At 71.8% G+C, this 26,428-nt stretch carries 23 protein-coding genes; 17 read left to right on the forward strand and 6 right to left on the reverse strand.

The features are described from left to right. Positions 1 to 105: 105 nt before the first annotated feature. A complete protein-coding gene (locus tag ADK67_RS34345) occupies positions 106 to 315 on the forward strand; it encodes a hypothetical protein (protein WP_053720722.1) in 210 nt (69 codons plus the stop codon). A 4-nt stretch (positions 316 to 319) separates the two neighbouring features. On the opposite strand, the gene ADK67_RS34350 is transcribed toward ADK67_RS34345, so the two are convergent. The 3 genes from ADK67_RS34350 to ADK67_RS34360 are packed head-to-tail and all read right to left on the reverse strand — an operon-like array spanning position 320 to position 2,678. After that, positions 320 to 1,135, reverse strand: coding sequence for an alpha/beta hydrolase (locus ADK67_RS34350; protein ID WP_053720723.1), 816 nt, complete (start codon positions 1,133 to 1,135; stop codon positions 320 to 322). Next, positions 1,132 to 1,311, reverse strand: coding sequence for a hypothetical protein (locus ADK67_RS34355; RefSeq protein WP_157621107.1), 180 nt, complete (start codon positions 1,309 to 1,311; stop codon positions 1,132 to 1,134). The genes ADK67_RS34350 and ADK67_RS34355 overlap by 4 nt, the downstream gene beginning before the upstream one ends. 5 nt (positions 1,312 to 1,316) lie before the next feature. Then, the gene (locus ADK67_RS34360; RefSeq protein ID WP_157621110.1) at positions 1,317 to 2,678 is read right to left on the reverse strand and encodes a HAMP domain-containing sensor histidine kinase; all 1,362 of its coding nucleotides are present in this window, start codon (positions 2,676 to 2,678) and stop codon (positions 1,317 to 1,319) included. Between the two features lie 172 nt (positions 2,679 to 2,850). Here ADK67_RS34360 and ADK67_RS34365 point away from each other — a divergent pair, with 172 nt between their 5' ends. The 5 genes from ADK67_RS34365 (at position 2,851) to ADK67_RS34385 (ending at position 7,184) form a co-directional block, all read left to right on the forward strand. Next, on the forward strand, positions 2,851 to 3,120 hold the full coding sequence (locus ADK67_RS34365; protein ID WP_053720725.1) for a hypothetical protein: 270 nt from the start codon (positions 2,851 to 2,853) through the stop codon (positions 3,118 to 3,120). Positions 3,121 to 3,365: 245 nt separating this feature from the next. Then, positions 3,366 to 3,647 carry a metal-sensitive transcriptional regulator gene (locus ADK67_RS34370; protein WP_053720726.1) on the forward strand — a complete coding sequence of 94 codons (282 nt, stop codon included), beginning with the start codon at positions 3,366 to 3,368 and terminating at the stop codon, positions 3,645 to 3,647. Positions 3,648 to 3,727: 80 nt separating this feature from the next. Beyond that, positions 3,728 to 3,934, forward strand: coding sequence for a heavy-metal-associated domain-containing protein (locus tag ADK67_RS34375; protein WP_053720727.1), 207 nt, complete (start codon positions 3,728 to 3,730; stop codon positions 3,932 to 3,934). Positions 3,935 to 4,024: 90 nt separating this feature from the next. Next, positions 4,025 to 4,978: a hypothetical protein gene (locus ADK67_RS34380; RefSeq protein WP_053720728.1), complete on the forward strand. Its 954-nt coding sequence runs from the start codon at positions 4,025 to 4,027 to the stop codon at positions 4,976 to 4,978. Beyond that, positions 4,971 to 7,184 carry a heavy metal translocating P-type ATPase gene (locus ADK67_RS34385; RefSeq protein ID WP_053720729.1) on the forward strand — a complete coding sequence of 738 codons (2,214 nt, stop codon included), beginning with the start codon at positions 4,971 to 4,973 and terminating at the stop codon, positions 7,182 to 7,184. Before ADK67_RS34380 ends, ADK67_RS34385 begins: the two co-directional genes overlap by 8 nt. Positions 7,185 to 7,344: 160 nt before the next feature. On the opposite strand, the gene ADK67_RS34390 is transcribed toward ADK67_RS34385, so the two are convergent. Continuing rightward, positions 7,345 to 7,920 carry a GNAT family N-acetyltransferase gene (locus ADK67_RS34390; RefSeq protein WP_053720730.1) on the reverse strand — a complete coding sequence of 192 codons (576 nt, stop codon included), beginning with the start codon at positions 7,918 to 7,920 and terminating at the stop codon, positions 7,345 to 7,347. A gap of 211 nt (positions 7,921 to 8,131) precedes the next feature. Between ADK67_RS34390 and ADK67_RS34395 the strand changes: the two genes are divergently transcribed. Next, a complete protein-coding gene (locus ADK67_RS34395; RefSeq protein ID WP_231648482.1) occupies positions 8,132 to 8,833 on the forward strand; it encodes a TetR/AcrR family transcriptional regulator in 702 nt (233 codons plus the stop codon). Here ADK67_RS34395 and ADK67_RS34400 read toward each other — a convergent pair. Continuing rightward, a complete protein-coding gene (locus ADK67_RS34400) occupies positions 8,807 to 9,808 on the reverse strand; it encodes a LacI family DNA-binding transcriptional regulator (protein ID WP_231648483.1) in 1,002 nt (333 codons plus the stop codon). The two genes, ADK67_RS34395 and ADK67_RS34400, sit on opposite strands and share 27 nt — an antisense overlap. Positions 9,809 to 10,000: 192 nt before the next feature. Between ADK67_RS34400 and ADK67_RS34405 the strand changes: the two genes are divergently transcribed. The 8 genes from ADK67_RS34405 (at position 10,001) to ADK67_RS34440 (ending at position 23,864) form a co-directional block, all read left to right on the forward strand. Next, entirely contained in the window at positions 10,001 to 11,920 is a 1,920-nt protein-coding gene (locus ADK67_RS34405; protein ID WP_053720762.1) for a glycoside hydrolase family 127 protein, read from the forward strand. Positions 11,921 to 11,991: 71 nt separating this feature from the next. Beyond that, positions 11,992 to 13,260, forward strand: coding sequence for an ABC transporter substrate-binding protein (locus ADK67_RS34410; RefSeq protein WP_053720733.1), 1,269 nt, complete (start codon positions 11,992 to 11,994; stop codon positions 13,258 to 13,260). A gap of 196 nt (positions 13,261 to 13,456) precedes the next feature. Beyond that, positions 13,457 to 14,275: a carbohydrate ABC transporter permease gene (locus ADK67_RS34415; RefSeq protein WP_053720734.1), complete on the forward strand. Its 819-nt coding sequence runs from the start codon at positions 13,457 to 13,459 to the stop codon at positions 14,273 to 14,275. Next, positions 14,272 to 15,078 (forward strand): carbohydrate ABC transporter permease, encoded by an 807-nt coding sequence (locus ADK67_RS34420; protein ID WP_053720735.1) that lies wholly within the window; start codon positions 14,272 to 14,274, stop codon positions 15,076 to 15,078. Before ADK67_RS34415 ends, ADK67_RS34420 begins: the two co-directional genes overlap by 4 nt. Positions 15,079 to 15,128: 50 nt before the next feature. Then, positions 15,129 to 16,421 (forward strand): hypothetical protein, encoded by a 1,293-nt coding sequence (locus ADK67_RS54080; RefSeq protein WP_231648484.1) that lies wholly within the window; start codon positions 15,129 to 15,131, stop codon positions 16,419 to 16,421. A 94-nt stretch (positions 16,422 to 16,515) separates the two neighbouring features. Next, positions 16,516 to 19,014 carry a glycoside hydrolase family 127 protein gene (locus ADK67_RS34430; RefSeq protein ID WP_053720736.1) on the forward strand — a complete coding sequence of 833 codons (2,499 nt, stop codon included), beginning with the start codon at positions 16,516 to 16,518 and terminating at the stop codon, positions 19,012 to 19,014. A gap of 162 nt (positions 19,015 to 19,176) precedes the next feature. Next, complete coding sequence (locus ADK67_RS34435; RefSeq protein WP_053720737.1) at positions 19,177 to 20,601, forward strand: glycoside hydrolase family 43 protein; 1,425 nt, start codon at positions 19,177 to 19,179, stop codon at positions 20,599 to 20,601. Further along, positions 20,598 to 23,864 carry a discoidin domain-containing protein gene (locus tag ADK67_RS34440; RefSeq protein WP_231648485.1) on the forward strand — a complete coding sequence of 1,089 codons (3,267 nt, stop codon included), beginning with the start codon at positions 20,598 to 20,600 and terminating at the stop codon, positions 23,862 to 23,864. The genes ADK67_RS34435 and ADK67_RS34440 overlap by 4 nt, the downstream gene beginning before the upstream one ends. A 59-nt stretch (positions 23,865 to 23,923) precedes the next feature. Here ADK67_RS34440 and ADK67_RS34445 read toward each other — a convergent pair whose 3' ends face one another. Next, entirely contained in the window at positions 23,924 to 24,469 is a 546-nt protein-coding gene (locus tag ADK67_RS34445; RefSeq protein WP_053720739.1) for a hypothetical protein, read from the reverse strand. 519 nt (positions 24,470 to 24,988) lie between these two features. Between ADK67_RS34445 and ADK67_RS34450 the strand changes: the two genes are divergently transcribed. Next, positions 24,989 to 25,561 carry a redoxin domain-containing protein gene (locus ADK67_RS34450; RefSeq protein WP_063797828.1) on the forward strand — a complete coding sequence of 191 codons (573 nt, stop codon included), beginning with the start codon at positions 24,989 to 24,991 and terminating at the stop codon, positions 25,559 to 25,561. Continuing rightward, a complete protein-coding gene (locus tag ADK67_RS34455) occupies positions 25,561 to 26,403 on the forward strand; it encodes a cytochrome c biogenesis CcdA family protein (RefSeq protein ID WP_053720740.1) in 843 nt (280 codons plus the stop codon). The genes ADK67_RS34450 and ADK67_RS34455 overlap by 1 nt, the downstream gene beginning before the upstream one ends. Positions 26,404 to 26,428: the final 25 nt, after the last annotated feature.

Genomic DNA, 26,428 nt, shown 5'->3' on the forward strand with positions numbered 1-26,428 from the left:
GATGGTGTGTGAATCCACTCCCGAACGTCGTACCCGTCCGTCCGCTGCGAGGCTTGGAGTGCGGCGGACGTCGTCCCGTCCGCGCCGTTGGGGAGGATCACCGTGATGGAAAAGCCGTGGAACGACGTGGCCGACCAGCTGCGGACCGTCGAGCCCGATCCCGACGCCGGGATCGTCGACGAGGAGGCCGCCGTCGGCGAGGCGCAACCCGTCCCGGAGCCGCCGCCGGAGGTGCCCGAGGCCGACCCGGCCGACGTCGCCGACCAGCGCCGCGTCGTGCCGCTGCCCGACGACGAGCCGGAGGACGCCTGGTAGCCGTTCAGGCGGCCATCCCGGCGATCGCGTCGATCGCGTCGATCAACCGCGCGCCGTCCAGCAGCACGCGGTCGTTGTGGTCGGCGCCCGCGACCTCGACGGACCGGGCGCGGGCCGCCGCCGCCACCGCGCGGCTCTGCTCGGGCGGGACGATCGAGTCCGCCGAGCCGTAGACGACGGTGACCGGCGCGTCGACCCGCGCCACGTGCCGCTCGGTCGGGAACTCGTCCAGCAGCAGCCACCGGACCGGCAGGAACGGGTAGTGCCGCGCGCCGACCGACGCGAGGTCCGTGAACGGCGACCGCAGCACCAACCCGGCGGGCGGGTGCTCGACCGCGAGTTCCGCGACCACCGCCGATCCCAGGCTCTCGCCGAAGTAGACCAGCCGCTCGGGCGGCACCCCGGCGTCCCGGACCAGGTAGTCCCGGGCCGCGCGCACGTCCAGCGCCAGCCCGGCCTCCGTCGGGTCGCCGGGGTTGCCGCCGTAACCCCGGTAGTCGACCAGCAGCACCGACAGCCCCCGCGCGGTCAGCGCCCGGGCCAGCGGCACGCGCAGGTGCCGGTTGCCCGCGTTGCCGGGCGCGACCAGCACCGTCGCCCGCGCCGACTCGACCGGGAAGTGCCAGGCCGCCAGCCGCAGCCCGTCACCGGTGGTCAGCGTGACGTCCAGGCCGCCGTCCACCACCTCGCCCGCGCTCGGCAACGGCCCGCCGGTCGGCAGGTAGACGAGCTTGCGCTGGAACGCGAACGCGCCGCCGAACACCACGGCCACGATGATGGCGACCACCGCGACCACCGACAACACCCGCCCGCGCGTCACCCCGAGGTGGTGGTCGGCGCGGCGGTGGTCGAGGACGAGGTGGTCGGGTCGGGACGCTGCGTGAGCGTCGGCGTCGGCACCGGGTTCGCGGTGGACGTGACCAACGGCTGCGGCTCGTCCTGGGTGGTGACACCACACCCGCCGACCAGCGCGGACGTCACCAACAAGATCGTCACCACCTTCATCCTCCGGCCTCCGGCAGCTCCACCACGAACCGGGCTCCGCCGCCCGGTCGATCCTCCACCCGCACGGTGCCGCCGTGCCGCTGCACGTGCTGCGCGACCAGCGCCAACCCGAGGCCGCTGCCGGTGCCCGCGCCGCGCCGTCCCGCCCGCGCGCCCCGGTCGAAGCGGTCGAAGATGCGGTCGCGCAGCTCGGGCGGCACACCCGGCCCGGCGTCGTCCACCTCGATCCGCGCCCGGCCGTCGTGCGCGAACACCCCGATCCGCACCACGCCGCCCGCGTGCCGCTCGGCGTTGTCGAGCAGGTTGTCGACGGCCCGGTCCAGCCGGCGGCGGTCGCCGAGCACCCGCGGCGGCGGCGTGCCGGTGTCCAGCGGGACCGGACCGCCCGGACGCGCCGCGACGACGTTGGCCACCAACGACACCAGGTCGATCGTCTCCGACGTCGGGTCCTCGGCCTGCTGGTCGGCCCGGGAGATCTCCAGCAGGTCCACCACCATCCGCGCGAACCGGTCCACTTCGGACGTCAGCAGGTCGAGCGCCTTGCCCGCCGTGCCGGGCACCTCCACCCGGCGGCGGCGCAGCACCTCGGCGGCGTTGACCATGGTCGTCAGCGGCGACCGCAGCTCGTGGCTGACGTCGCCCGCGAACCGCGCGTCCCGCCGCACCCGCTGCTCCAGCGCCTCGGCGGTCGCGTTGAACGTGGCGGCCAGCGAGGTCAGGTCCGGATCGGTCTGGGTCGGCAACCGGGCGCCCAGGTCACCGCCCGCGATCCGGGAGGCGGCGTTGGTCAGCTCGGTCAACGGCCGCAGCGCCCGCCTGCTCGCCCACGAGCCGAGCGCCACCCCCAGCAGGCCGCTGACCGCGGTGACCGCCACGAGCAGCGCGCTGAGGAAGCGGAACGTGCGGTCCAACTGCACCAGCGGCGCCAACTCGACGTAAGCGCCGTCGGTCGACTCGATGGGCAGCGTCACGGCCAGCACCGGGATGCCGTCCACCAGGATCCGCTGCGCGGCGGGCGTGCCCGCCCGGCCCAGGTCGACCAGCCTCCGGGGCAGCTCCCGCGCGTCCACCTGCCGCCCGCTGGTCAGCACCTGGCCGTCGTGGAACAGCAGGACGGTCGAGTCCGGCCCGGTGGTCAGCCCGGTCAGCAGCCCGGTCAACCCGTCGGAGCCGCTGCTCAACGCCGCGTCGACCAACCGCACGTTGACCTCGGCCTGCCGCACCGCGCTCTGCTCGCGCTGGCGCAGCATGTAACCGGACGTGAGGTTCCAGATCGCCACCGCCACCGCGCTGGTCAGCAACACCGAACCCAGCCCCATGACCAACGCGACCCGCCAACGCAACGAGAACCGACGCATCAGCACCCCACCCGGATCGCAGACCCCTCCTCGACCGGCGGCACGGAGCAGTCCGCCGGATGGGCACCACCCTGCCCGACACCGCACCGACCCGCAGGGGATCGCAAGCTGATCGCAAGGTTCGGCGCGGCGTTTTCCGGCCCGGCGCGCCCGTGCCGGCACGAGAATCCGGGTGCACGACCGGGCTCCGGCCGCCGAGGACGCGGCCACCGCCTGTCCCGCACCCGACGAGGAAGTCGATCCCCGCACTGTGACCGCCATCCCCGGTGACCACGACGTGTCCGCGCTAGTCCTGATCTGCGACCACTGCGGACGTGCGCACAACCGGCCCGATGAGCCCGCCGTGAGATGGCGGGCGCTGTGGGAGCAGGCCGTGGCCGCGGGCTGGCACGGCCTCGACCGCCCGGTCGGCCCCCACTTCTGCTTCCGCTGCGCCGACTGACCCCGGCCGGCGCCGCGCCCGTGCCCTGAACCCCCCGCGTCGAGTCCGTCCAGGACCGCCTCACGGCACTCCGCGGTCCGGCTGCCGATACAGTACGGGGGTAGGGTGCGGCCGTGACCCTGTCGTGAGTGACGCCAGTCACCCCGCCTGACGTCCGAGTTGACTCGGGTACCCCCTGGGGGTATGAATATCCCTGTCGGGATTCGCCGGCGGAACACGCGACAGGTCGCCGAAGGGAGTGGGACATGAGGGGTTACACCTCTGACAAGGACGCCGTCCTCAAGCGCTTGCGCCGGGTCGAGGGGCAGGTCCGCGGGCTGCAGCGGATGGTCGAGGACGACGAGTACTGCATCGACGTCCTGACCCAGATCGCGGCGGCGACCAAGGCGCTCCAGGCGGTCTCCCTCGGCCTGCTCGACGAGCACCTGAAGCACTGCGTGGCCGACGCCCTCACCCAGGGTGGCGAAGGCGCCGACGCCAAGGTCCGCGAGGCGAGCGAGGCGATCGCCCGCCTCGTGCGCTCCTGACCGTCGGCGAACCGCCCGAACCGGACTGCCCGACGCGAACCGAACCACCCACACCGAACCAACGAACCAGGAGCACTCCGATGGCCGAGTCCACTTTCACCGTCACCGGCATGACCTGCGACCACTGCGTCGCGTCCGTGACCGAGGAGGTCACCAAGATCGACGGCGTGACCGGTGTGGCCGTCGACCTGCCGACCGGCGCGGTCAAGGTGACCAGCGCCGACCCGGTCGCCGAGGCGGACGTCCGCGCGGCCGTCGAAGAGGCGGGTTACGCGCTCGCCGGCTGATCGGACCGAGCCGGTCCATCCCGGCACAGCAGCCGACCCTGGAGCCCGTCCGGAGTGGCGGGCTCCACCACAGTCTTCGAGGACTGACCAATGAACACAGCAGCGAAGCTCTCCGCCTACGGTGCGGTGCTCGCCCTGGTCGCCGGTGGCGCCTGGGCAGCCGGTAGCGCTGTCGGTCCCTTCGCCGTCGAAGCCGCTCCGAGCGGCCGGGACGGCACGTCCGGTGCTGAGGGCGCCGGGCACGGGGACGACCACAGCGGCACCGTCGCGGAGACCGCGCAGGACCAGCCCGCGGGGCTGGCGTCGTCCAGGGGCGGTTACACCCTCGCGCCCACCGACACGACGCTGACCACGGGAACCGACTCCTTCTCCTTCCGGATCCTCGGCCCCGACGGCGCCGCGGTGACCGGGTTCGACGTCGAGCACGACAAGCGGATGCACCTCATCGCGATCCGACGCGACACCTCGAACTTCCGCCACGTGCACCCCGAGATGGCGGCCGATGGCACGTGGACCGTGCCGCTGTCGTTGCCCGACGCCGGCAGCTACCGCGTGTTCGCCGACTTCAAGCCGACCGGCGGCGAAGACGTCACGCTCGGTGTCGACGTCAACGCGGCGGGTGCGTTCGAACCGCGCGCCTACCAGCCGTCACGGGTCTCCGAAGTCGACGGCTACCAGGTCCGCCTCGACGGCGACCTCGTGCCCGGCAAGGCCTCGCCCGTGCGGCTGACCGTGAGCAAGGGCGGCGTGCCGGTCACCGACCTGCAGCCCTACCTGGCGGCGTATGGTCACCTGGTGGCGCTGCGCGAGGGCGACCTGGCCTACCTCCACGTGCACCCCGAGGGCGTGCCCGGCGACGGCAGGACGCCCGCCGGCCCGGAGATCGCGTTCGTCGCCGAGGTGCCGTCGGCCGGTGGCTACCGGCTGTTCCTGGACTTCCAGCACGACGGGGTCGTGCGCACGGCCGAGTTCACCGTGGACACCGATGGCGCCCCCGTGGACGAGGTCGAGCCCGAGGCGGAGGAGGAGCACGGCCATGGCTGACACGCAGCTCGAACTGGCGATCACCGGCATGACCTGCGCCTCGTGCGCCTCGCGGATCGAGCGCAAGCTGAACAAGCTCGACGGCGTGACCGCGACGGTGAACTACGCGACCGAGAAGGCGCGCGTCACCTTCCCGGACGACGTCGACCCGCGGGTCCTGGTCGAGCAGGTCGAGGCCGCCGGCTACCAGGCCGCGCTGCCCGTCGTCGAGACCGACCAGCCCGAAGCCCCGGTGGACGAGGACCCGACCGCCGCGCTGCGGCAGCGGCTGGTCGTGTCCACGGTGCTGGCGGTGCCCGTGGTCCTGCTGGCGATGGTGCCGGCGTTGCAGTTCACCTACTGGCAGTGGATCTCGCTGACGTTGGCGGCGCCGGTGCTGGTGTGGGGCGCGTGGCCGTTCCACCGGGCGGCGTGGACGAACCTGCGGCACGGCGCGGCCACCATGGACACGCTGATCTCGATGGGCACGATCGCGTCGTTCGCGTGGTCGTTGTACGCGCTGCTGTTCGGCACGGCGGGTGTGGCGGGGATGACGCACCCGTTCGAGCTGACCGTGCAGCGCACCGACGGTGCGGGCGCGATCTACCTCGAAGTGGCCGCGGGCGTCACGGTGTACATCCTGGCGGGCCGTTACTTCGAGGTCCGGTCGAAGCGGCGGGCCGGTGCGGCGTTGCGGGCGTTGCTCGAACTCGGCGCCAAGGACGTGGCCGTGCTGCGTGGCCAAGACGGGGGGTACGGGCGCGAGGTCCGCGTCCCGATCGGCGAGCTGGCCGTGGGCGACCGGTTCGTGGTGCGGCCCGGGGAGAAGATCGCCACCGACGGTGTGGTGGCCGACGGCAGTTCGGCGGTCGACGCGAGCATGCTGACCGGCGAGTCGGTGCCGGTCGAGGTCGGCCCCGGTGACGCGGTGGTCGGCGCGACCGTCAACGCGGGCGGTCGGCTCGTGGTGCGGGCGACGCGGGTCGGGGCGGACACCCAGCTGGCGCAGATGGCCAGGCTGGTCGAGGACGCGCAGAACGGCAAGGCGCAGGCGCAACGGCTGGCCGACCGGATCTCGGCGATCTTCGTGCCGATCGTGATCGCGTTGTCGGTCGGGACGCTGGCGTTCTGGCTCGGCGCGGGCGGTGGCGTGTCGGCGGCGTTCACGGCGGCGGTCGCGGTGCTGATCATCGCGTGCCCGTGCGCCCTGGGGCTGGCCACGCCGACCGCGCTGCTGGTCGGCACCGGGCGCGGCGCGCAGCTCGGCATCCTGATCAAGGGACCGGAGGTGCTGGAGTCGACCCGGCGGGTGGACACGGTGGTGCTGGACAAGACCGGCACCGTCACCAGCGGGCGGATGAGCCTGGTCTCCGTGCACACGGCGGCCGGCGTCGAGGAGGACGAGGTGCTGCGGCTGGCCGGGGCACTGGAGGACGCCTCCGAGCACCCGATCGCCAAGGCCGTCGCGGTCGGTGCGGCCGAGCGGGTCGGTGAGCTGCCCGGGGTCGAGGGTTTCCAGAACCTCGAAGGGCTGGGCGTGCAGGGCGTGGTCGACGGGCACGCGCTGATCGTCGGGCGCGAGCGCTTGCTGGCCGAGTGGGGCGTGCACCTGGACGGTCCGCTGGCCGAGGCGAAGCGTGCGGCGGAGGCCAAGGGTCGCACGGCGGTCCTGGTCGCGTGGGACGGCGAGGCGCGGGCGGTGCTGGTCGTGGCCGACACCGTGAAGCCGACGTCCGCCGAGGCGATCCGGCAGTTGCGCGACCTCGGCCTGACGCCGGTGCTGCTGACCGGCGACAACGAGGCCGCCGCGCGTGCCGTGGCCGCCGAGGTCGGGATCACCGAGGTCGTCGCCGAGGTGCTGCCGAAGGACAAGGTCGACGTGATCGCCCGGCTCCAGGGCGAGGGCAAGGTCGTGGCGATGGTGGGTGACGGCGTGAACGACGCCGCCGCGCTCGCCAAGGCCGACCTGGGCCTGGCGATGGGCACCGGCACCGACGCGGCGATCGAGGCAGGCGACCTGACGCTCGTGCGGGGCGACCTGCGTGCGGCGGCGGACGCGATCCGGCTGTCCCGGCGGATGATCGCGGGTGCGGCGATGGCGTTCTCGTCGGTCTTCGTGGTGTCGAACAGCCTGCGGTTGCGCGGCTTCCGCAGCACGGCGGGCGCGCAGGCGCGGCCGACCCGTTCGACGGAGTCCACGCAGGACAAGGTGCCCGCCTCCGTCTGACACCGCTTCACCGTGGCCCGGAGCCGGTCGGCTCCGGGCCACTTGGCGTGTTCTGAGCGTTGAATTCACGTGTTCTGAACGTAGGACACGCGCGACGCGAACGTAGGACACGCGCGTTCTGAACGTAGGACACGCGCGGGGTGAAGGTAGGACTCTCGGGTTAGGGGGAGGGGCGCCAGAGGGGGAGCAGGAGTGGGCCGTTGTCGGGGAGGGGGATCGGGGCGCCGGCCGGGGCGAAGCCGTGGCGGGTGTAGAGAGCGGCGCTGCGCGGGGTGCTGGCTTCCAGGTACACCGGTTGGCGTTCGGCGTCGGCGAGGGCCAGGCGGTGGCGCAGGATCGCGGCGCCGACGCCTCGGCCCCGGCTCGCCGGGATCACCGCCATCGACGCCAGGTACAGGTGCGGCACGTCGGGGTGGGGCAGGGCGACCGCCGCCGCCATGCGCCGCAACGCCGGGTTCGCGCGAGCCTGCTCCGCCACCGCTTCCGCTTGCTGTCGCAAGGGTTCGGCGGACTCCAGCGCCATCCACGTGGACACGCCGACGATGTCTCCGTCGTGCTCGGCGATCACGACTTCTTGCGTCTCCAACGCATCGGCCAGCCAAGCGCGGAACAGGGCCGAGAAGTCGTGCCCGGCCATCGCCCACGCGGTCACCGCTTCGTCCGCGCACGCGGCGGCGTAGGCCGGGACGATCCGGTCCAGCTCATCAAGTCCCGCAGTCCTTCGTACGCTGTACACAAGGGCAGTGTTCCGTGGTAGGCATGCATTGTTGAGGGAATACGTCACACAACGGGTGTGTGACGAAAGGAGGCCGACCGTGCGTTGTGCGCAGTGCGGCGCCGAGCTCGCGCGTGCCACCCGGGGCCGACCACGCCGGTACTGCGGAAGGGCCTGCCAGGCACGGGCCTACCGCGCGCGCAAGGACGGCGGACCCGCCCGGAAGACCTTTGTGGACAGAGCCGGTCCGGCGCCGCTCGACCGCGAGCTGGTGGTGCGCACCGCCATCCGGCTCGCCGACGCGGAAGGGCTCCGCGCCGTGTCGATGCGACTCGTCGCCGCACGGCTCGGCACGTCCACGATGTCCTTGTACCAGCACGTTTCCCGCAAGGACGACCTCGTCACGGCCATGGTCGACACCGTCCTCGCCGAACACCGCCCACCCCCGCCCCGCACGACCGGCTGGCGCGCCCTGCTCGACCACGAAGCCCGCGAGGAGTGGGCGCTCTACCAACGGCACCCGTGGTCGCTGACCGCCCTCGCCACCACCCGCCCGCCGCTGGGCCGCGCCGTGCTGGAGACCGTGGACCGGTTCCTCGCGGTCCTCGCCGGGCACGGCCTCGACCACCGCACCGGCCTGGAGGTGTACCTGCTGGTGAGCGGGTACGTGCAGGGCACGGCCCTGATGGCGGTCGCGGAGCACGAGGCGGTCCGTGACACCGGCGTCGGCGCCGACCACTGGTGGCACGCCCGGCTCGGCCGCCTCGCGGGCGCGATCGGCTCGAACCGCTACCCGTGGCTGACCGAGCTGGCCGCCGACCCGCCCACCGCGGCCGACCTCGACGGCTGGTTCGACTTCGGCCTGCGCCGCGTGCTGGACGGCATCGCAGCACTCCTCGAACCCGGCTCAGGCACGCCCGATCGCCGAGGTTGACTCGCGCACGACCAAGCGGCACGGCTGCCGGACCACGCCCGACGGCCGCCGCCCGTCCAACGCGTCGAAGAGGTACCGCGCCGCCGTGGCGCCCAACCGCTCCAGGTCGAGGTCCACGGTCGTCAGCGGCGGCCGGCAGTCGGCGGCGAACTCCTCCCAGTTGTCGTAGCCGACGACCGCCACGTCCTCCGGTATCCGCTTGCCCAGGTGGGACAACGTGTCCGCGACACCGGTCGCGATCTGGTCGTTGCCGCAGAACACCGCGTCCACGTCGGGATCGGCGGCCAGCAGCATCCGGGCCGCGTGCCTGCCCCAGCGCTGCGACCACTCGCCGTACAGCGGCGCGCCGCCCGCCAGGTCCAGCCCGTGCTCGGCCAGCACCCGGTGCAGCGCGGTCACGCGGTCACGGGCCGCGCGGTACGTCTGCGGACCGGTGACGTGGCCGATCCGCTTGCGCTGCAACGACACCAGGTGCTCGACGGCCAGCCGGGCGCCGCCCTCGTCGTCCGCGATCACGGACAGGTCGTCCGGGTCGCTGGACTCGCAGTACACGTACACGACCGGCACCGGGATGTCCCGGGTCAGCGACGGCCGGATGTCGTTGTCGTCGCCCAGGATGATGAACCCGTCGACCTGCCTGGCCAGCAGCGTGCTGATGTAGTGCCTGCGCCGGATCGCGTCACCGCGCGCGTCGCACAGCAGCACCGACATCTGCTCGTCGGCCAGCGCGTTCTCCGCGCCCAGCAGGATCGGGATCGCGAACCGGCCGCCGAGCTCGTCGGTGAGCAGCCCGATGGTGCGCGTCCGCCCCGAGATCAACCCGCGCGCCAGGGCGTTGGGCTGGAACGACAGCTCGGCCGCGGCGCGCAGCACGCGTTCCCGGGTGGCGGGCGCGACCTCGTCCCGGGCGTTGATGGCCTTGGACGCGGTGGAGATCGAGACGCCGGCCAGCCGCGCCACGTCGCTGAGGGTCACCGCATCGGACCGCCGTCTGCCCATCGAAAGCCTTTCGAAAAGTTTGTCGAACGCCGAATTGATTGTAGGCGCACTTCACAAGCGTGAAACCCCATGGTGGAGGACATTCACGAGACGCCACAAGGACGATTGCCGAAAAGGTTTTCGGCTGCCAGAGTGCTGAACGAGCACACGGACCGCGGGAGGTTGGGGATGACAGTGACGTCGCCGGACACCACTGCCGTCGGGGGACGTCCCGTCGTCCCGTCGCGGGGGAAGCTGCGCCCGCTCGGCCAGGACGAGGTCCGGATCACCGGCGGTTTCTGGCGGGTCCGCCAGGACGTCAACGCCGCCGCCACCATCCCGCACGCCCGGTCGTGGATGGACCGGCTCGGCTGGACCGGCAACTTCGCCGGACCGGACGCCACGCCGGCCGACCGCCGCGGCCGGGAGTTCACCGACTCCGAGGTCTACAAGCTGCTGGAGGCGATGTCCTGGGAGGTCGGCCGCGGCGCGGGGGCACCCGGGGCCCTCGACGCGCGGATCACGGAGCTGACCGGCGCGATCGCCGCGGCCCAGGCGGCGGACGGCTACCTGCACACCGCGTTCGGCCGTCCCGGCCAACCCGACCGGTACAGCGACCTGCTGTGGGGCCACGAGCTGTACTGCACCGGGCACCTGCTGCAAGCCGCCGTCGCCCGGGCCCGCACCAGCGGCGACGACGCCGACCCGCTGCTGGCCGTGGCCCGCCGCGCCGCCGACCACGTCTGCGACGCGTTCGGACCCGACGGCACGCCCGCCGTCTGCGGCCACCCGGAGATCGAGCTCGGCCTGGTGGAGCTGGCCCGCCTCACGGGCGAGCGGCGCTACCTGGACCAGGCCGCCCTGTTCGTCGAACGCCGGGGCCACCGCACGTTGCCGCGCCACCACTTCGGCTGGTCGTACTTCAGCGACGACCGGCCCGTGCGGCAGTCGGAGGTCCTGCACGGCCACGCCGTACGCGCGCTCTACCTGGCGGCCGGCGCGGTGGACGTCGCCGTCGAGACGGGCGACGACGAGCTGCTCCGGACCGTCGCCGCCCAGTTCGACCGGACGTGGGCGCGGCGCACCTACCTCACCGGCGGCATGGGCTCGCGGCACACCGACGAGGCGTTCGGCGACGACTTCGTGCTGCCCGCCGACCGGGCGTACTCGGAGACGTGCGCCGGGGTGGCCGCGATCATGCTGGCCTGGCGGCTGCTGCTGGCCACCGGCGACGGCCGGTACGACGAGGTGGTCGAACGCGTCCTCTACAACGTGGTCGCGACCGCGATTGGCGACGACGGCCGGTCCTTCTTCTACGCGCACACCCTGCACCAGCGCACGCCCACCGCCGCGCTGCCTGCGGACGAGGAGCAGCTGGGGTTCGGCGGCGGGCCGAGGGCGCCGTGGTTCGAGGTGTCGTGCTGCCTGCCGAACGCGGCACGCCTGCTGGCCGCCCTCTCGTGCTACCTCGTCACGGTCGACGACACGGGCCTGCGCCTGCACCAGTACGTCGACTCCGAGGTCTCCACCCGGCTGAACGACGGGCGCGAGGTGGGCCTGGAGGTGCGCTCCGGCCTGCCCGACGACGGCACGGTGGCCGTGCGCGTGACCAAGACCGACGACCAGCCGTGGTCGATCACGTTGCGCGTGCCGCAGTGGGCGGCGGGCGCGGAGCTGGTCACCACCCACGGACGCCGTCAGGTGCCGGTGGGCGACATCGTGGTGTACCGGTCGTTCGCGGTCGGCGAGGAGATCCGGCTGGAGCTGCCGACGCGGCCCCGCTTCACCGCGCCGGACCCGAGGATCGACGCGACGCGCGGGTGCGTGGCCGTGGAACGCGGGCCGCTGGTCTACTGCGCCGAGGTCGGGGCCGAGGGGCCGGACCTCGACACCCTGCGCGTGGACGTCACCGTGCCGCCGGTCGACGCGGAGGCGGGCGTCGAGGTCCGCGCCGGGTTCGACCCACCCGGCCCGGACGGGTGGCCCTACCGCCCGCCGGAGCCGACCGACGGCGGCACCCCGGCGACCACCCCGCTGACCCTCGTGCCGTACCACCGGTGGGCGCGCGGCGGCCCGTCGACCATGCGGGTCTGGCTGCCCACGACCTGACCCACCACCCGACCCACGACCCCGACCCACCTCCTGACGACCCACCCGAACCGTGCTCAAAGGAGAGACCGGTGAAAACCAGAGGGTTTCGTGTTGCCTCCGCCGTGGCGGCGGGTGCGCTGGTGCTGGCGGCCTGCGGCGGTCAGCCGGCCGAGAGTCCGGCGGGCGCGGACGACGGCGCGGTGCTGACGCTGTGGACCCGTGCCGCGACCGAATCGGTGTCCAAGGCCTACGCCGACGCCTACAACGCCACCCACCGCAACAAGGTGGAGGTGACCGCCTACCCGAACGAGGAGTACCCGGCCAAGCTCGCGTCGGCGGCGGGCGCGAAGTCGCTGCCCGACCTGTTCGCGGCCGACGTGGTGTTCGCGCCCCAGTACGCCTCCCAGGGCCTGTGGGCGGACGTCACCGAGCGGCTCGCCGCGCTGCCGGTGAAGGACCGGCTCGCGCCGTCGCACCTGAAGGCGGGCACGTGGGAGGGCGCGAACTTCGCGCTGCCGCACACGATCGACCTGTCCGTTCTGCTGTACAACAAGGACCTGTACGCCAAGGCGGGCCTCGACCCGGAGAAACCGCCGCGCACCCTGCGCGAGTTCGCCGACCACGCCCGCAAGGTCGACCGGCTCGGCGGTGACGTCAACGGCACGTACTTCGGCGGCAACTGCGGCGGCTGCGTCGAGTTCACCCTGTGGCCGTCGGTGTGGGCGGCGAACGGCGACGTGCTCGACCCCGACGGCGAGGAGGCGAAGGTCGACTCGCCGGAGATGGCCGACGTGTTCGCCCTCTACCGCGAGCTGTACGAGGAGGGCGTGGCCGCGCCCGCGTCCAAGGACGAGGCCGGCCCGACCTGGCTGGGCGCGTTGCAGAGCGGGAACGTCGGCATCGCGCCCGCGCCGTCGGTCTGGCTGGACGCGTTGGAGCAGAAAGGGCTGAAGCTCGGCGTGGCCCCGATCAGCGGTCTCACCGGCGGCGAGTCCACGTTCGTCGGCGGTGACGCGCTCGGCATCGGGGCGACCACGGAGAAGGTGGAGCAGGCGTGGGACTTCCTGTCCTGGACCACGTCCGACGAGGCGCAGGTCGAGGTCGTCGCCAAGAACAAGGGCGTGCCGACGCGCACCGACCTGGCGGAGAACAAGTACTCCTCGGCCGATCCGCGCACCGTGCTGGTCAACGGCCTGGTGGCCAAGGGCCGCACGCCGTACGCGCGCAACTTCAACGTCTCGTTCAACGACCCGCAGAGCCCGTGGCTGCAAACCGTCCGGGGCGCGCTGTTCGGTGACGCGGGCACGGCGTTGGCCGACGGCAACACCGCCATCACCAAGTCGCTCCAGCAGGGCTGAGCGGCCACGGGAGGCTCGGATGCCCACGACGACGACGTCAGACCCGGGAACGACGTCACACCCAGGACCGACGGGAAACCCAGGACCGACGGGAACACCGAGCACGGGAGCGCGGCGCGGGCAGTCACGACCCGCGAGGCGTGGGCGCAGGCTGCGCGCGCTCGTCGGCGCCGCGTACGCCGCACCGACCGCCGTGATGGTGGGGCTGTTCTTCCTGGTGCCGTTGGCGCTCGTGGTCTGGATGTCCCTGCACCGCTGGCCGTTGCTGGGCAAGGCGAAGTTCAACGCGCCCGCCAACTACAGCGGCATCGCCGAGGACGAGCTGCTGCGCTCGGCGGCCTGGTTCACGGTCAAGTACACGGTGATCATCACGGTGCTGCTGTTCGTGGTCGCGTTCGGGCTGGCGCTGCTGGTGCAGCACCGGCGGCCCGGCGTCGGCTTCTTCCGCACCGCGTTCTTCCTGCCGATGGCGGTCGGGTTCGCCAGCGCGTCCCTGCTGTTCCTCGGCCTGCTCAGCGACGAGATCGGCCCGGTGACCGACCTGCTGTCGTGGCTCGGGCTGGTCGACGGGTACGTGTCGTGGACCAGCGGCAGCCCGGACTCGGCGCTCGGGTCGGCGGTGCTGCTGGTGCTGTGGCGGTTCGCCGGGTTCACCATGCTGATCCTGCTCACCGGGCTGCACGCGATCCCGCCGGACGTGTACGAGGCCGCGCGGGTGGACGGCGCGAACCGGTGGCAGACGTTCCGGCGGATCACGGTGCCGCTGATGCGGCCGACGATCGCGCTGGTGCTCACGCTGATGACGACGGGCTCGCTGCTGGCGTTCGACCAGTTCTGGATCCTCACCCGCGGCGGGCCGGACAACAGCACCACCTCGCTGGTGATGGTGATCTACCGGGAGGCGTTCATCCGGCTCGACCTCGGCTCGGCCGCGGGCATCTCGGTGGTGCTGCTGGTCGTGCTCGTGGTGTTCAACGCCCTCCAGTTCCGCGTGCTGCGCCGGAGGTCGTCGTGAAGACCACCGCGGGCAGCCGCCGGGGCTACTACGTCACCGGCGCGGCGTTGGCGATCCTGTTCCTGTTCCCGCTGGTGTGGGCCGGGTTCGCGTCCGTGCGCACGGACACCGGCTTCGGGTTGGAGAACTACGACCGGCTGTTCACCTCCGCCAACGGCGTGCGGCTCCAGCACGTGCTCAACAGCGTGGTCGTCAGCGCGCTCACGGTGGGCGGCACGCTGTTCATCGCCACGCTGGGCGGCTACGCGTTCGGCCGGTTCCGGTTCCCCGGCCGTGACGTGCTGTTCCTGCTGACGCTGGCCATCCTGATGGTGCCGTACGCGACGATCCTCATCGCCCTGTACGTGCTGCTGGGCTGGTTGGGGCTGGAGGACTCGCTGGTCGGGCTGAGCCTGGTGCTCATCACGTTCCAGCTGCCGTTCTCGGTGTTCATGATGCGCAACTCGTTCGAGGCCGTGCCGGTCGAGCTGGAGGAGTCGGCCCGGGTCGACGGCTGCACCAGCGTCGGCACGCTCGTCCGGATCATGCTGCCCGCCGTGCGGCCGGGGCTGGTCACCGTGGGCCTGTTCGCGTTCCTGACCTCGTGGAGCGAGTTCTTCGCGCCGCTCATCCTGCTCAACTCGACCGACAAGTTCACCACCACCCTCGCCGTGGTCAACCTGCGCACCGCGAGCCACGGGTCGATCGACTACGCCGCGCTCGAAGCGGGAGTGGTGTTCATGGCAGTGCCCTGCCTCGTGCTCTTCGCCGCCATGCAACGCAGCTACGTCCGCGGGTTCACCTCAGGCGCCGTGAAGGGCTGAGCCCGCCGGACCGGTGCTGCTTTCGTCCGGCAACCGGAAGGAAGATCGTCGTGTCACGATCATGGAAGAGAACCCTGCTCACCACGCTCGCCGGCGCGGTCGCCATCAGCGGCGCGGTCGCCGCGACCACGCCCGCCGCCGTGGCCGCGCCCGGCGACAACCTCGCGTGGACGGCCACCGCCAGCGCCTCGTACACGTCGCCGTGGGAGAGCATCGCGGCGGTCCGGGACGGGATCGACCCGCCGCGCTCCAACGACACGCAGAACCCGCGCTGGGGCACGTGGCCCAACCAGGGTCAGCAGTGGGTCGACCTGACGTGGCCCGCCACCCAGACGATCCGGGCCGCCGAGGTGTACTTCTTCGACGACGGCGGCGGCGTCCGCGTGCCCGCGTCCTGGCGGCTCCAGTCCTGGAACGGCAGCGCGTACGTCGACGTGACGGGCGCGAGCGGCTACCCGGTGGCGGTCGACCGCTACAACCTCGTCACGTTCGCCGCGGTCACCACGACCCGGCTGCGGGTTTTGCTGGAGAGCGGCGGCGCGTCCGTCGGCCTGCTGGAGGTCAAGGCGCACACCACCGCGCCCGGCAACCCCGGCACCCCGGCCGACTGGAACCCGCCCGCGAACCTGGTCACCCCGCTCAACGAGGTGTGGGCGCACCAGGAGTCCACCTACGGAGACCTGTACGGGTTCCGCAACTACGGCTGGGACCAGGTGTTCGCCAACGGCGGCTACCTGAACTTCTGCGTCCGCTGGGACTCGCCCGCCACGGTGACGGCCGCGCTGCGCGACCAGATCCACGCGAAGCTGGCCCAGCAGTACAAGAAGTGGATGGACGTGATGGCAGGCCACAACAACTGGCCGTACGCGTCCGTGCCGATCAAGGTGGTCGGCTGGGCGGTGCGCGACCGGGCCCAGCTGCAGTGGTCGGACACCTCGGTCGACATCTACGTGAACAACATCCGGGAGAACGCGCCCCAGTGCGCCGAGGGCTGCGGCCGCTTCTTCAACCGCAACGGCAGCTACCCGAACTGCCCCGGCGGCACACCGCGCCACTACGACCAGTCGCTGTGGCTGACCACCGGTTTCGGCGGCGGCGCGGGCGGCGACTGGGGCCAGCGGATGGCCAGCGAGTACTTCGTCAACAACCTCGACAACGACAGCATGACCATCCTCCTGCACGAGATCGGTCACACGTTCGGGCTGGACGACATCTACGACTGGACGCCGACCGGCGTCGGCGGGTTCATCATGAAGGCGGGCAGCTCGGCCACGATCACCGACTTCGACCGCTGGATGCTGCGCGACTGGTGGCGGCACCTGAAGAGCCGCTACGGCCGCTGAGCGACGCCGTCGCCCCCGGAGGCCCTGCACCGGGGGCGGCGGCCCTCCTCGCCGCCGCGAGTCCTGTGCCACCACGTCACGGAAGGTGACGCGCATGTCCCTGCCCACTCCATCACGTCGTGCCGTGCTGCGGGCGGGCGCGGTGGTCGCCTCGGCCACCGCCCTGCCTGCGTTGACCACCGCCGCCGCCACCGCCGACCCGGTTGCCGCCGCCGCGAGACCGGACACGGGCGTCTCGGCGCACGCGTTCCCGCTCGGCGCGGTGGCGCTGCCGGCCGGACCGTTCCAGACCAACACCTCCCGCACGCACGCCTACCTCAAGTTCCTCGACGCCGACCGGCTGCTGCACACGTTCCGCGTCAACGTCGGCCTGCCGTCGTCGGCCGTCCCTTGTGGAGGGTGGGAGTCGCCGACCACCGAGCTGCGCGGCCACTCCACCGGCCACGTGCTGACCGCGCTCGCCCAGGCGTTCGCGAGCACCGGCGACACCGCGTTCCGCGCCAAGGGCGACCACCTGGTCGCGCAACTGGCGATCTGCCAGGACCGGGCGTCGGCCGCCGGGTTCAACACCGGCTACCTGTCCGCGTTCCCGGAGAGCTTCATCGACCGCGTGGAGGCCCGGCAGCAGGTCTGGGCGCCTTACTACACCCTGCACAAGATCATGGCGGGTCTGCTGGACATGCACCTGCTGGCGGGCAACGCCCAGGCGCTCACCGTGCTGACCCGCATGGCCGCGTGGGTCGGTTGGCGCAACGGCAGGCTGACGCTCGCGCAGCGGCAGAACATGCTCAAGACCGAGTTCGGCGGCATGAACGAGGTGCTGGCCAACCTCCACCAGCTCACCGGCGACCCGGCGCACCTCACGGCCGCCCAGTACTTCGACCACGCGGAGGTCTTCGACCCGTTGGCCGCGAACACCGACGCGCTCAACGGCTACCACGCCAACACCCAGATCCCGAAGGCGCTCGGCGCGATCCGCGAGTACCACGCCACCGGCCTGACCCGGTACCGCGACATCGCCACCAACTTCTGGCACATCGTGGTCGGCTCGCACACCTACGCCATCGGCGGCAACTCCAACGGCGAGTACTTCAAGGCGCCCGGCCGGATCGCGTCGGAGCTGTCCGACCACACGTGCGAGTGCTGCAACACCTACAACATGCTCAAGCTGACCCGCCAGCTGTTCCGCACCGACCCGAGCGCGCACTACTTCGACTTCCACGAGAAGGCCCTCTACAACCACCTGCTCGGCGGGCAGAACCCGTCGTCCGCGCACGGCCACCACAGCTACTACGTGCCGCTGCGGCCCGGCGGTCAGCGCACGTACAGCAACGACTACCAGGACTTCACCTGCTGCCACGGCACCGGGATGGAGACCAACACCAAGCACGGCGACAGCATCTACTTCCACGCCGGCAACACCTTGTACGTCAACCTGTTCATCGCCTCAACGCTCACCTGGCCGGGCCGGGGGATCACCGTGCGGCAGGACACCGGGTTCCCCGAGTCGGCGGCCACCCGGCTCACCGTCACCGGGTCCGGCCCGATCGACCTGCGCGTGCGCGTCCCGTCCTGGGCCGCCGGCGCCCAGCTCAAGCTCAACGGCGTGGTGCAGGACGTGCCGACCGTGCCGGGCACGTACGCGCGCCTGGACCGGACGTGGAGCAGCGGCGACGTCGTGGACCTCAGCCTGCCGATGGCGCTGACCCGGGAACCCGCGCCGGACAACCCGGCCGTGCAGGCGGTCAAGCACGGCCCGATCGTGCTCGCGGGCGGCTACGGCACGACGAACCTGACGTCCATGCCCACGCTCCAGCCCGCGACCCTGCGTGCGACGACCACACCGTTGCGGTACACGGCGACGGCGAGCACGGGCCAGGTGACGCTGCTGCCGTTCTACCAGGCGCACGGCCAGCGCTACACGGTCTACTGGAACGTCACCGACACGCCCGCGCCGCCGCCGTTCATCGCGCACTACCCGTTCGACGAGGCGGCGGGCTCGGTGGCGGCCGACGCCACCGGCAACGGCCGGACCGCGACCCTCGCCGGCGGCGCGCGGTGGACGACGGGACGCACCGGCTCGGCGGTCGACCTCGGCGGGGCCGGCGAGCACGTGCTGCTGCCCGCGGGCCTGCTGGCGGGTGCGACGGCGTTCAGCGTGGCCACCTGGGTGTGGCTGGGCGCGGTGGCCACGTGGGCGCGCGTGTTCGACTTCGGCGCCGGTCCCAGCACGTGCCTGTTCCTCACGCCGCGCAGCTCGGCGGGCGGCGCGAGGTTCGCCATCACCACCGGCGGCGCGGGCGCCGAGCAGCGCGTCGACGCGCCGTCACCGCTGCCCGCCGGCGCGTGGACGCACGTCGCCGTGACGCAGACCGGCAACCTCGGCGTGCTCTACGTCAACGGCGTCGAGGTGGCCCGCAACACGGCGCTTACCGTGCGGCCCGCCGCGCTCGGCAGCACCACGCAGAACTGGATCGGGCGCTCCCAGTACGCGGGCGACCCCTACCTGGACGGCGCCGTGGACGGTTTCCGCGTCCACGGCCGCGCCCTCACCGCCGCCGAAGTGGCCGACCTGCACGCGACCGGCCGTTAGCGCCGCGACCGGCGACCTCCACCGCGTCACCGCTCAGCGCGGCACCCGGCACCACGCCCACGGCCAACCAGGCCGAGGACGTGAGACCTCCGGCCGTCGGAACGCGGGCGCGGGCCGCCGGTCGCGGCACCAGTCCACATCCCCCACCGTTAGGACCCACCCATGCGCACCCGACATCGGGCGGTGAAGCTGGGCGCGGCACTCGCGCTCGTCGCCTCCGCCGCCGTCGCACCGGCCGCGTTCGCGGCCAACCCGATCATCACGAGCTACTACACCGCCGATCCCGCGCCACTGGTCGTCGGCAACACGATGTACGTCTACGCGGGCCGCGACGAAGCTCCCGCCGGCACGAACAACTTCGTCATGCGCGAGTGGCGGGTGCTGTCCTCGACGGACGCCGCCACGTGGACCGACCACGGCGCGCGGGCGAACATCGGCACGTTCCCGTGGGCCGGCGCGGACGCGTGGGCGAGCGAAGTGGAGCCGCGCGACGGCAAGTACTACTGGTACACCTCGGTCAACGGCAACGGCGCGGGCTGGATGGACATCGGCGTGGCCGTCGGCGACAGCCCGCTCGGGCCGTTCCGCGACGCCAAGGGCGGTCCGCTGGTCAGCGACAGCACGCCCAACTCGTCCGGGCTGAACATCGACCCCACCGTGTTCACCGACGACGACGGCCAGGCCTACCTCTACTGGGGCGGCTACTGGGGCGCGCGGGCGGCGAAGCTCAAGCCCAACATGATCGAGCTGGACGGCCCGGTCGTCACGCCGCAGGGCCTGGCGAACTTCTGGGAAGCGCCCTGGATGTTCAAGCGCAACGGCCTGTACTACATGATGTACGCGGCCAACGACACCAACGGCTGCGTGACCAACTCCAACTACGCCTGCCAGCGCTACGCCACCGCCACCAGCCCGCTGGGGCCGTGGACGCACCGCGGCGTCGTGCTCGACCAGGTCTCGTCGACCACCAACCACGCGGGCGTGGTGCAGTTCAACGGCCAGTGGTACATCGTCTACCACAACGCGAACGCGCCCGGCGGCGGCAACTTCCGCCGTTCCGTCGCGGTGGACCTCCTGCAGTTCAACGCCGACGGCACGATGCGCAAGGTCACCCAGACCACGACCGGCCCGCCGGCCAACCCCGGCGGCGGCACCGGCACGAACCTGGCACCCTCGGCGACCGCGTCCACGTCGCACGTCTCGGCGTGGGAGTCGTTGGCGGCGCTCAACAACGGCGGCACGCCCGCGAACTCGGCGGACCGCTCGAACCTCGCCTACGGCAACTGGCCCGAGCGCGGCACGCAGTGGGTCGAGTACCAGTGGCCGACCGCCAAGTCGGTCAACCGCGTGGCCACGTACTGGTTCGACGACGACCAGGGCATCGACCTGCCCGCGTCGTGCAAGGTCCAGTACTGGAACGGCAGCGCGTACGTGGACGTGCCGGGCCAGTCGGCGTGCGGCGTCGCCGGCAGCACGTTCAACACCACCACGTTCACCGCCGTGAACACCACGCGGCTGCGGTTGTCGATCACCTCGAAGCCCGACTTCTCGACGGGGGTGTTGGAATGGCAAGCCTTCCAGGCGTGACGCGACGGCTGGCGATCGTGGTGGTGCTCGGCGCGCTCCTCGTGCCCGTCCAGAGCGCCTCCGCCGCGCAGACCATCGGCTACCCCGCGTTCAACGGGCCGTCGATCCCGACGCCGCCGGTCGGCTACAGCACCGGCAGCACCATGAAGGCCATCTACGACGCCGAGAGCGGCGGCACGGACTTCTGGATGGACCGCCTGCTCGCCCGACCGGGCAACGACCCGGCGGGCCCGTGGCTGATGACCCGCGGCCGCGGCATGTTCATGTACACCCACAACCCGGGCGTGATCGGCTTCGGCGGCAACGCCGCGTACTGGGACAACATCAGCAGCCAGCACGCCTACGCCATCACCGTGGGCTCCGGCACGTTGACCGAGCAGGTGGCGAACCGGTGGCAGGCCCCGAGCCACTGGAAGGGCGTCTACACCGGCGCCGGCGTGCGGGTGGAGGTGGCGAAGTTCATCACCCACAACAACGTCGCCGTCACCAACCTGACCGTCACCAACACCGGTTCGGCGTCCGCGACCCTGCCGCTGCGCGTCACCTCGCCGTACGCGACGACGGTCAGCGGCGCCGAGCTGACCGGGTCGCGGCAGGTGAAGAACAACCTCACCACCATCCGGCCGAGGCTGGCAGGCGACGGGTTCACCGCCGCGAGCGGCGCCCTGACCAGGTCGATCACGCTGGGCGCCGGTCAGTCGGCCACCACCAAGGTGGTGCTGGGCTTCGTCACCGACGAGATCCCCGAGTCGCTGACCGAGTACAACGCCTACCGCGGCCACTCGCCTTCGGTCGCGTTCGCCACCCACGTGCGCGACTACAACCGGTGGTGGGCCGACCACATCCCCTACATCGACGTGCCCGACCCGGCGATCAAGAAAAACGTCTATTATCGTTGGTGGCTAATGCGTTTTAACCACCTCGACGTGGACATCCCGGGTCAGGACTTCCAGTTCCCGGTCTCGATCGAGGGCGTCACCGGCTACAACAACGCGATCGCGCTGACCCAGCCGATGCACATCGACGACCTGAAGTACCTGCGCGACCCGGTCTACTCGTACGGGCCGTGGCTGTCGGTCGGCCAGTCGTCCAAGGGCGGCCGGTTCATGGACAACCCCGGCGACCCGGAGAACTGGTCCAACTCCTACACGCAGTACATCTCCGAGGCGGCGTGGCGCAGCTACCAGATCCACGGCGGCCAACCCGGCGTCGCGGGCAACCTGGCCAAGTACGCCGAAGGTGACGTGAAGGGGCAGCTGGCGACCTTCGACACCAACAACAACGGCGTCATCGAGTACGACTGGGGCGCGATGACCGGCAACGACGCCGACGCGGTGTCGTTCGACTGGCGGGCGGGCAACCTCGACCGGGCCGAGACGGCGTACGTGTGGAGCGGCGCGACGGCCGCGCAGCAGGCTTACGCGCTGATCGGCGACACGGCCAAGGCCGGCGAGATGCAAACGCTTGCCGACCGCATCCGCAACGGCGTGGTGAACACCCTGTGGAACCCGTCGCGCCAGTTGCTGGAGCACAAGCACGTGGCCACGAACGCGCACGTGCCGTGGAAGGAGATCAACAACTACTACCCGTTCTCGGTCGGGCTGATGCCGAACACCGACCAGTACAAGCAGGCGCTGCGGCTGTTCGCGGACCCGGCCGAGTACCCGGTGTTCCCGTTCTACACGGCCAACCAGCGCGACAAGGCCGAGGCCGCGCAGGCGGGCCACCCCGGTTCCAACAACTTCTCCACCATCAACTCGACCGTGCAGTTCCGGCTGTACTCGTCGGTGCTGCGCAACTACCCGAACCAGTGGATGACCGCCGAGGACTACAAGAAGCTGCTCTACTGGAACACCTGGGCGCAGTACGTCGGCGGCAACACGCAGTGGCCCGACGCCAACGAGTTCTGGGCGAACTGGAACGCGGGCGCCAAGACCATCGACTACCGCTCGTGGATCCACCACAACATCCTGGGCAGCAGCAACTGGACCGTGGTGGAGGACGTCGCCGGGCTGCGCCCGCGCACGGACAGCCGGATCGAGCTGTCGCCGATCAACATCGGCTGGTCGCACTTCGCGGTCAACAACCTGCGCTACCGCAACATGGACCTGAGCGTGGTGTGGGACGACCCGGCCGACGGCGTCACCCGCTACAACGGCGTGCCGCAGGGGTACTCGGTCTACCTCAACGGCACGCGCGCGTTCACCGTCGACCGGCTCACCCGCGTGCTCTACAACCCGGCGAACGGCGAGGTGACGTTCCCGTCCGGCGCGGGCACGGTGACGCACAACGTGGCCGTCAGCGGGTTGCAGGCGCCGCAGAACGTGGCGCACACCGGCGCGCGGATGGTCGACATGTTCGCGAAGGCGGGCGTCGACCTGACCTCCACCACGCCGAACCTGGCGCAGGGCGCGGCCGTCACGGCGTCGTACACGGCGTCCGGCACGTCCGTCGGCGCCGCGGTCGACGGGTTCCCGATCAACGAGCCGCTGTGGGGCACGTCGGGATCGCCCAACGCCACGGACTGGTACGAGCTCGACTTCCGGCAGCAGCGCGCGGTCGACGAGGTGCGGCTGCACTTCCGCGACGACCGGGCGGGCAACCGCTACCGCGCGCCGTCGTCGTACGCGGTCCAGTACTGGAACGGCTCGGCGTGGGTGGCCGCGGCGGCGCAGAGCAAGGCGCCGACGACACCGAAGGCCAACTACAACCGGGTCAGGTTCACGCCGGTGACCGCCCAGCGGATCCGGGTGCAGGTGACGCACGCGTCCGGGTTCAAGACCGGGCTCACCGAGGTGAAGGCGTACAACCGGGGTGGCGGCACCGATCCGCAGCCACCGCCGAACCTGGCCGCGTCGGCCACCCCGTCGGCGTCCTACACCTCGCCGTGGGAGTCGGTGGCCGCGATCAACGACGGCGTCGACCCGCCGTCGTCCAACGACACCGTCAACCCGCGGTGGGGCACCTGGCCCAACACCGGCGAGCAGTGGGCCGAGCTGACGTGGGCGTCGGCGCAGTCGGTGCGGTCGGCGCGGGTGTACTTCTTCGACGACAACGGGGGAGTGCGCGTGCCCGCGTCGTGGAAGGTGCAGCACTGGAACGGGTCGGCCTACGTCGACGTGGCGGGCGCGAGCGGCTACCCGGTCGCGCCGGACGCCTACCAGGAGGTGACGTTCACGCCGGTGAGCACGACGCGGTTGCGGGTGGTGCTGCAGAGCGGTGCGGACTCCGTCGGGCTGCTGGAGGTGAAGGCCTTCGGGTGACCGAACGGGTGTGAGCGGGGGGACCGGCCGCGCCGCCGGTCCCCCTTTCCGCGGCGGTGTCAGCAGCCGCCGCAGTTGTAGTAAGTGACGTCCCAGTGGTTGCTCTCCAGGAAGTAGACGTTCCCGGAGCCGGACTGCCACTTGTTGCCACCGATGTAGGTGAAGGTGCCGCGGATGTAGTTGCCGAGGCACGTGGAGAGGCTGTAGTCGAGCTTGTAGCCGTTCCAGTGGCTGTAGGTGCCGCTGGCGTGGCCGGTCTCGGTGCCGCCGGTGATGTTCAGCGCGCAGCCGGTGGCCCGCTTGAGGGTCTCCGCGCCCTGCACCGTCGGCAGGTTGATCTGCGAGAACGACGTGCAGGTCGGGTTGTTGCGGTCACTGCACCCGCCGCTGGAGGACCACGTGATGCCGGCGGCGCGGAAGCGGGCCGCGGCCTCGGCGTGGGTCAGCTTCGTGACCAGCGCGGTGACCGGGGTGTCGGCGGAGGGCTGGAAGACGGTGTCCTGGACGGCTTCGGCGGGCGCGGCCGAGGCCGTGGTCGCGCCGGTGATGGTCAGCAGTGCCGTGGCGACGGCCACGACGGCGGCGCGGAATCGACCGGTACGCATGGGGCTGTCCTTTCGACGGGCAGCCTTCGTCGGCCCCGTGAAGACCGGGGAACGGCGGAGGGGCTGCGGCAGGGGTCGTCGGACAGCCAGCTTAGGTGCGGGCAAGTTACCGCACAGCAGCCAAGTGGGAGATTTTCTGACTGAGCGAGCCGTGGTATGGCGGCCGGTCGACGGCGCGGGCTTGTTTGCCGGAACCCGGCAAACAACCGGGTCTCGAAGCGGCCGGGGTGCGACATTGTTCGTGGACACCGCGTCGATCACTATTAGTGCAGGTCGGGGGACGCGGGGGGCAAGGGGATCCGGGGGGATCAAGGGGAAACGGGGATCGGGGGACAGGGGAACGGGGAAACGGTTCGCGCCCGTTGGGGAGCGGGTGGGAACCGGTCAGCGCACTGGAGCACGGGCAGACCACGCCCGTGCTCCAGTGCGCTTTCCGTAGCTGGACGTCAGCGGTTCGTAAGGGTTCCCGGGGGTCGGTTTCGGGCAGGATCGGCACCAGTCCCTGTGGAGGTGTGGTCGATGCTGTGGAAGTCCGCGTCCGTTGTCGCTCTGCTGACCCTGGTGGTGGGTTGCGGTTCCGCGCCGACGTCGAGCGGCGGTTCCCCGTCCACGGCCACGCCGACGACCTCGGCGGCGCCCGGCACCGGCACGTCCGGCGCCGACACGCCCGCGCCGAGCGGCCCGGTGGCCGAGCAGCTGAAGTTCACCGCGAAGACGGTGGACGGCGCCGACTTCTCGGGTGAGAGCCTCGCCGGCAAGCCCGCCGTGCTCTGGTTCTGGGCGCCGTGGTGCCCGAAGTGCCAGCGGGAGGCGTCCGGCGTGGCGGCGACGGCCCGGGACAACGCGTCGGTGACGTTCCTCGGTGTCGCCGCGCTGGACGAGGTGCCCGCGATGCGGCAGTTCGTCGAGCGCCACGGGCTCGGCGGGTTCGGGCACGTCGCCGACACCGACACCGCGGTGTGGAAGAGGTTCGGCGTCACCGCCCAGCCCGCGTACGCGTTCATCGGCGCCGACGGGAAGGTCGACGTGGTGCCGACCCAGCTGACCGAGCAGGCGCTGCGCGACCGGGTCGCCGCGCTCGCGGGCGCGTGATGACGGAGATCGTGCTGCTGGCGGCGCTGGCGGGCATGGTCGCGACGGTGAACCCGTGCGGTTTCGCCATGCTGCCCGCCTACCTCGCCCTGGTCGTGCACGGCGACGACGGCCGTGACCGGACTGGCGCGATCGGCCGGGCGCTGGCCGCCTCCGCCGTCATGACCGCCGGGTTCGTGGTGGTGTTCGGCGTCTTCGGCGTGGTGGTCGCGCCGGTCGCGGCCTCGGTGCAGCGCTACCTGCCGTTCGTGACGGTGGTCATCGGCGCGGCCCTGGTGGTCACCGGCGTGCTGCTGGTGGCGGGCCGGACGGTGGCGCTGCTGGTGCCCAAGCCGACGAAGGGCGCGCCGACCCGGCGGCTGGGTTCGATGTTCGGCTACGGCGTCGCGTACGCCATCGCGTCGCTGTCGTGCACGATCGGGCCGTTCCTCGCGGTCGTCGGCACGGCGCTGGGCGGCGCGGACGTGGTCGAGGGCGTGGTGGCGTTCGTCGCCTACGCGTTGGGCATGGGGCTCGTCGTCGGCGTGCTGGCGGTCGCCGCGACGATGGCCGACAACACCCTGGCCACGCGCGCCAAGGCGTTGCTGCCCCACGTCTCGCGGATCGGCGGCGTGCTGCTGGTGCTCGTCGGCGCGTACGTCGCCTACTACGGGGTGTACGAGCTGCGGTTGTTCTTCGGCGACGCCGACCCGGCCGACCCGGTGATCGACGCGGCGGCCACCGTGCAGGGCGCGTTGGTGGAGGCCGTGACGGCGATCGGCCCGTGGCCGCTGGTCGCGGCGCTGGCTCTCCTCGTTGCGGGCGGCGTGGCACTGGCCCGCCGCAAGGCCGCGCGGCGCTGAACCCCCGGCACTGGGACTCCCGGCG

Source organism: Saccharothrix sp. NRRL B-16348 (genome assembly GCF_001280085.1).
In the GTDB taxonomy this organism is placed as follows: domain Bacteria; phylum Actinomycetota; class Actinomycetes; order Mycobacteriales; family Pseudonocardiaceae; genus Actinosynnema.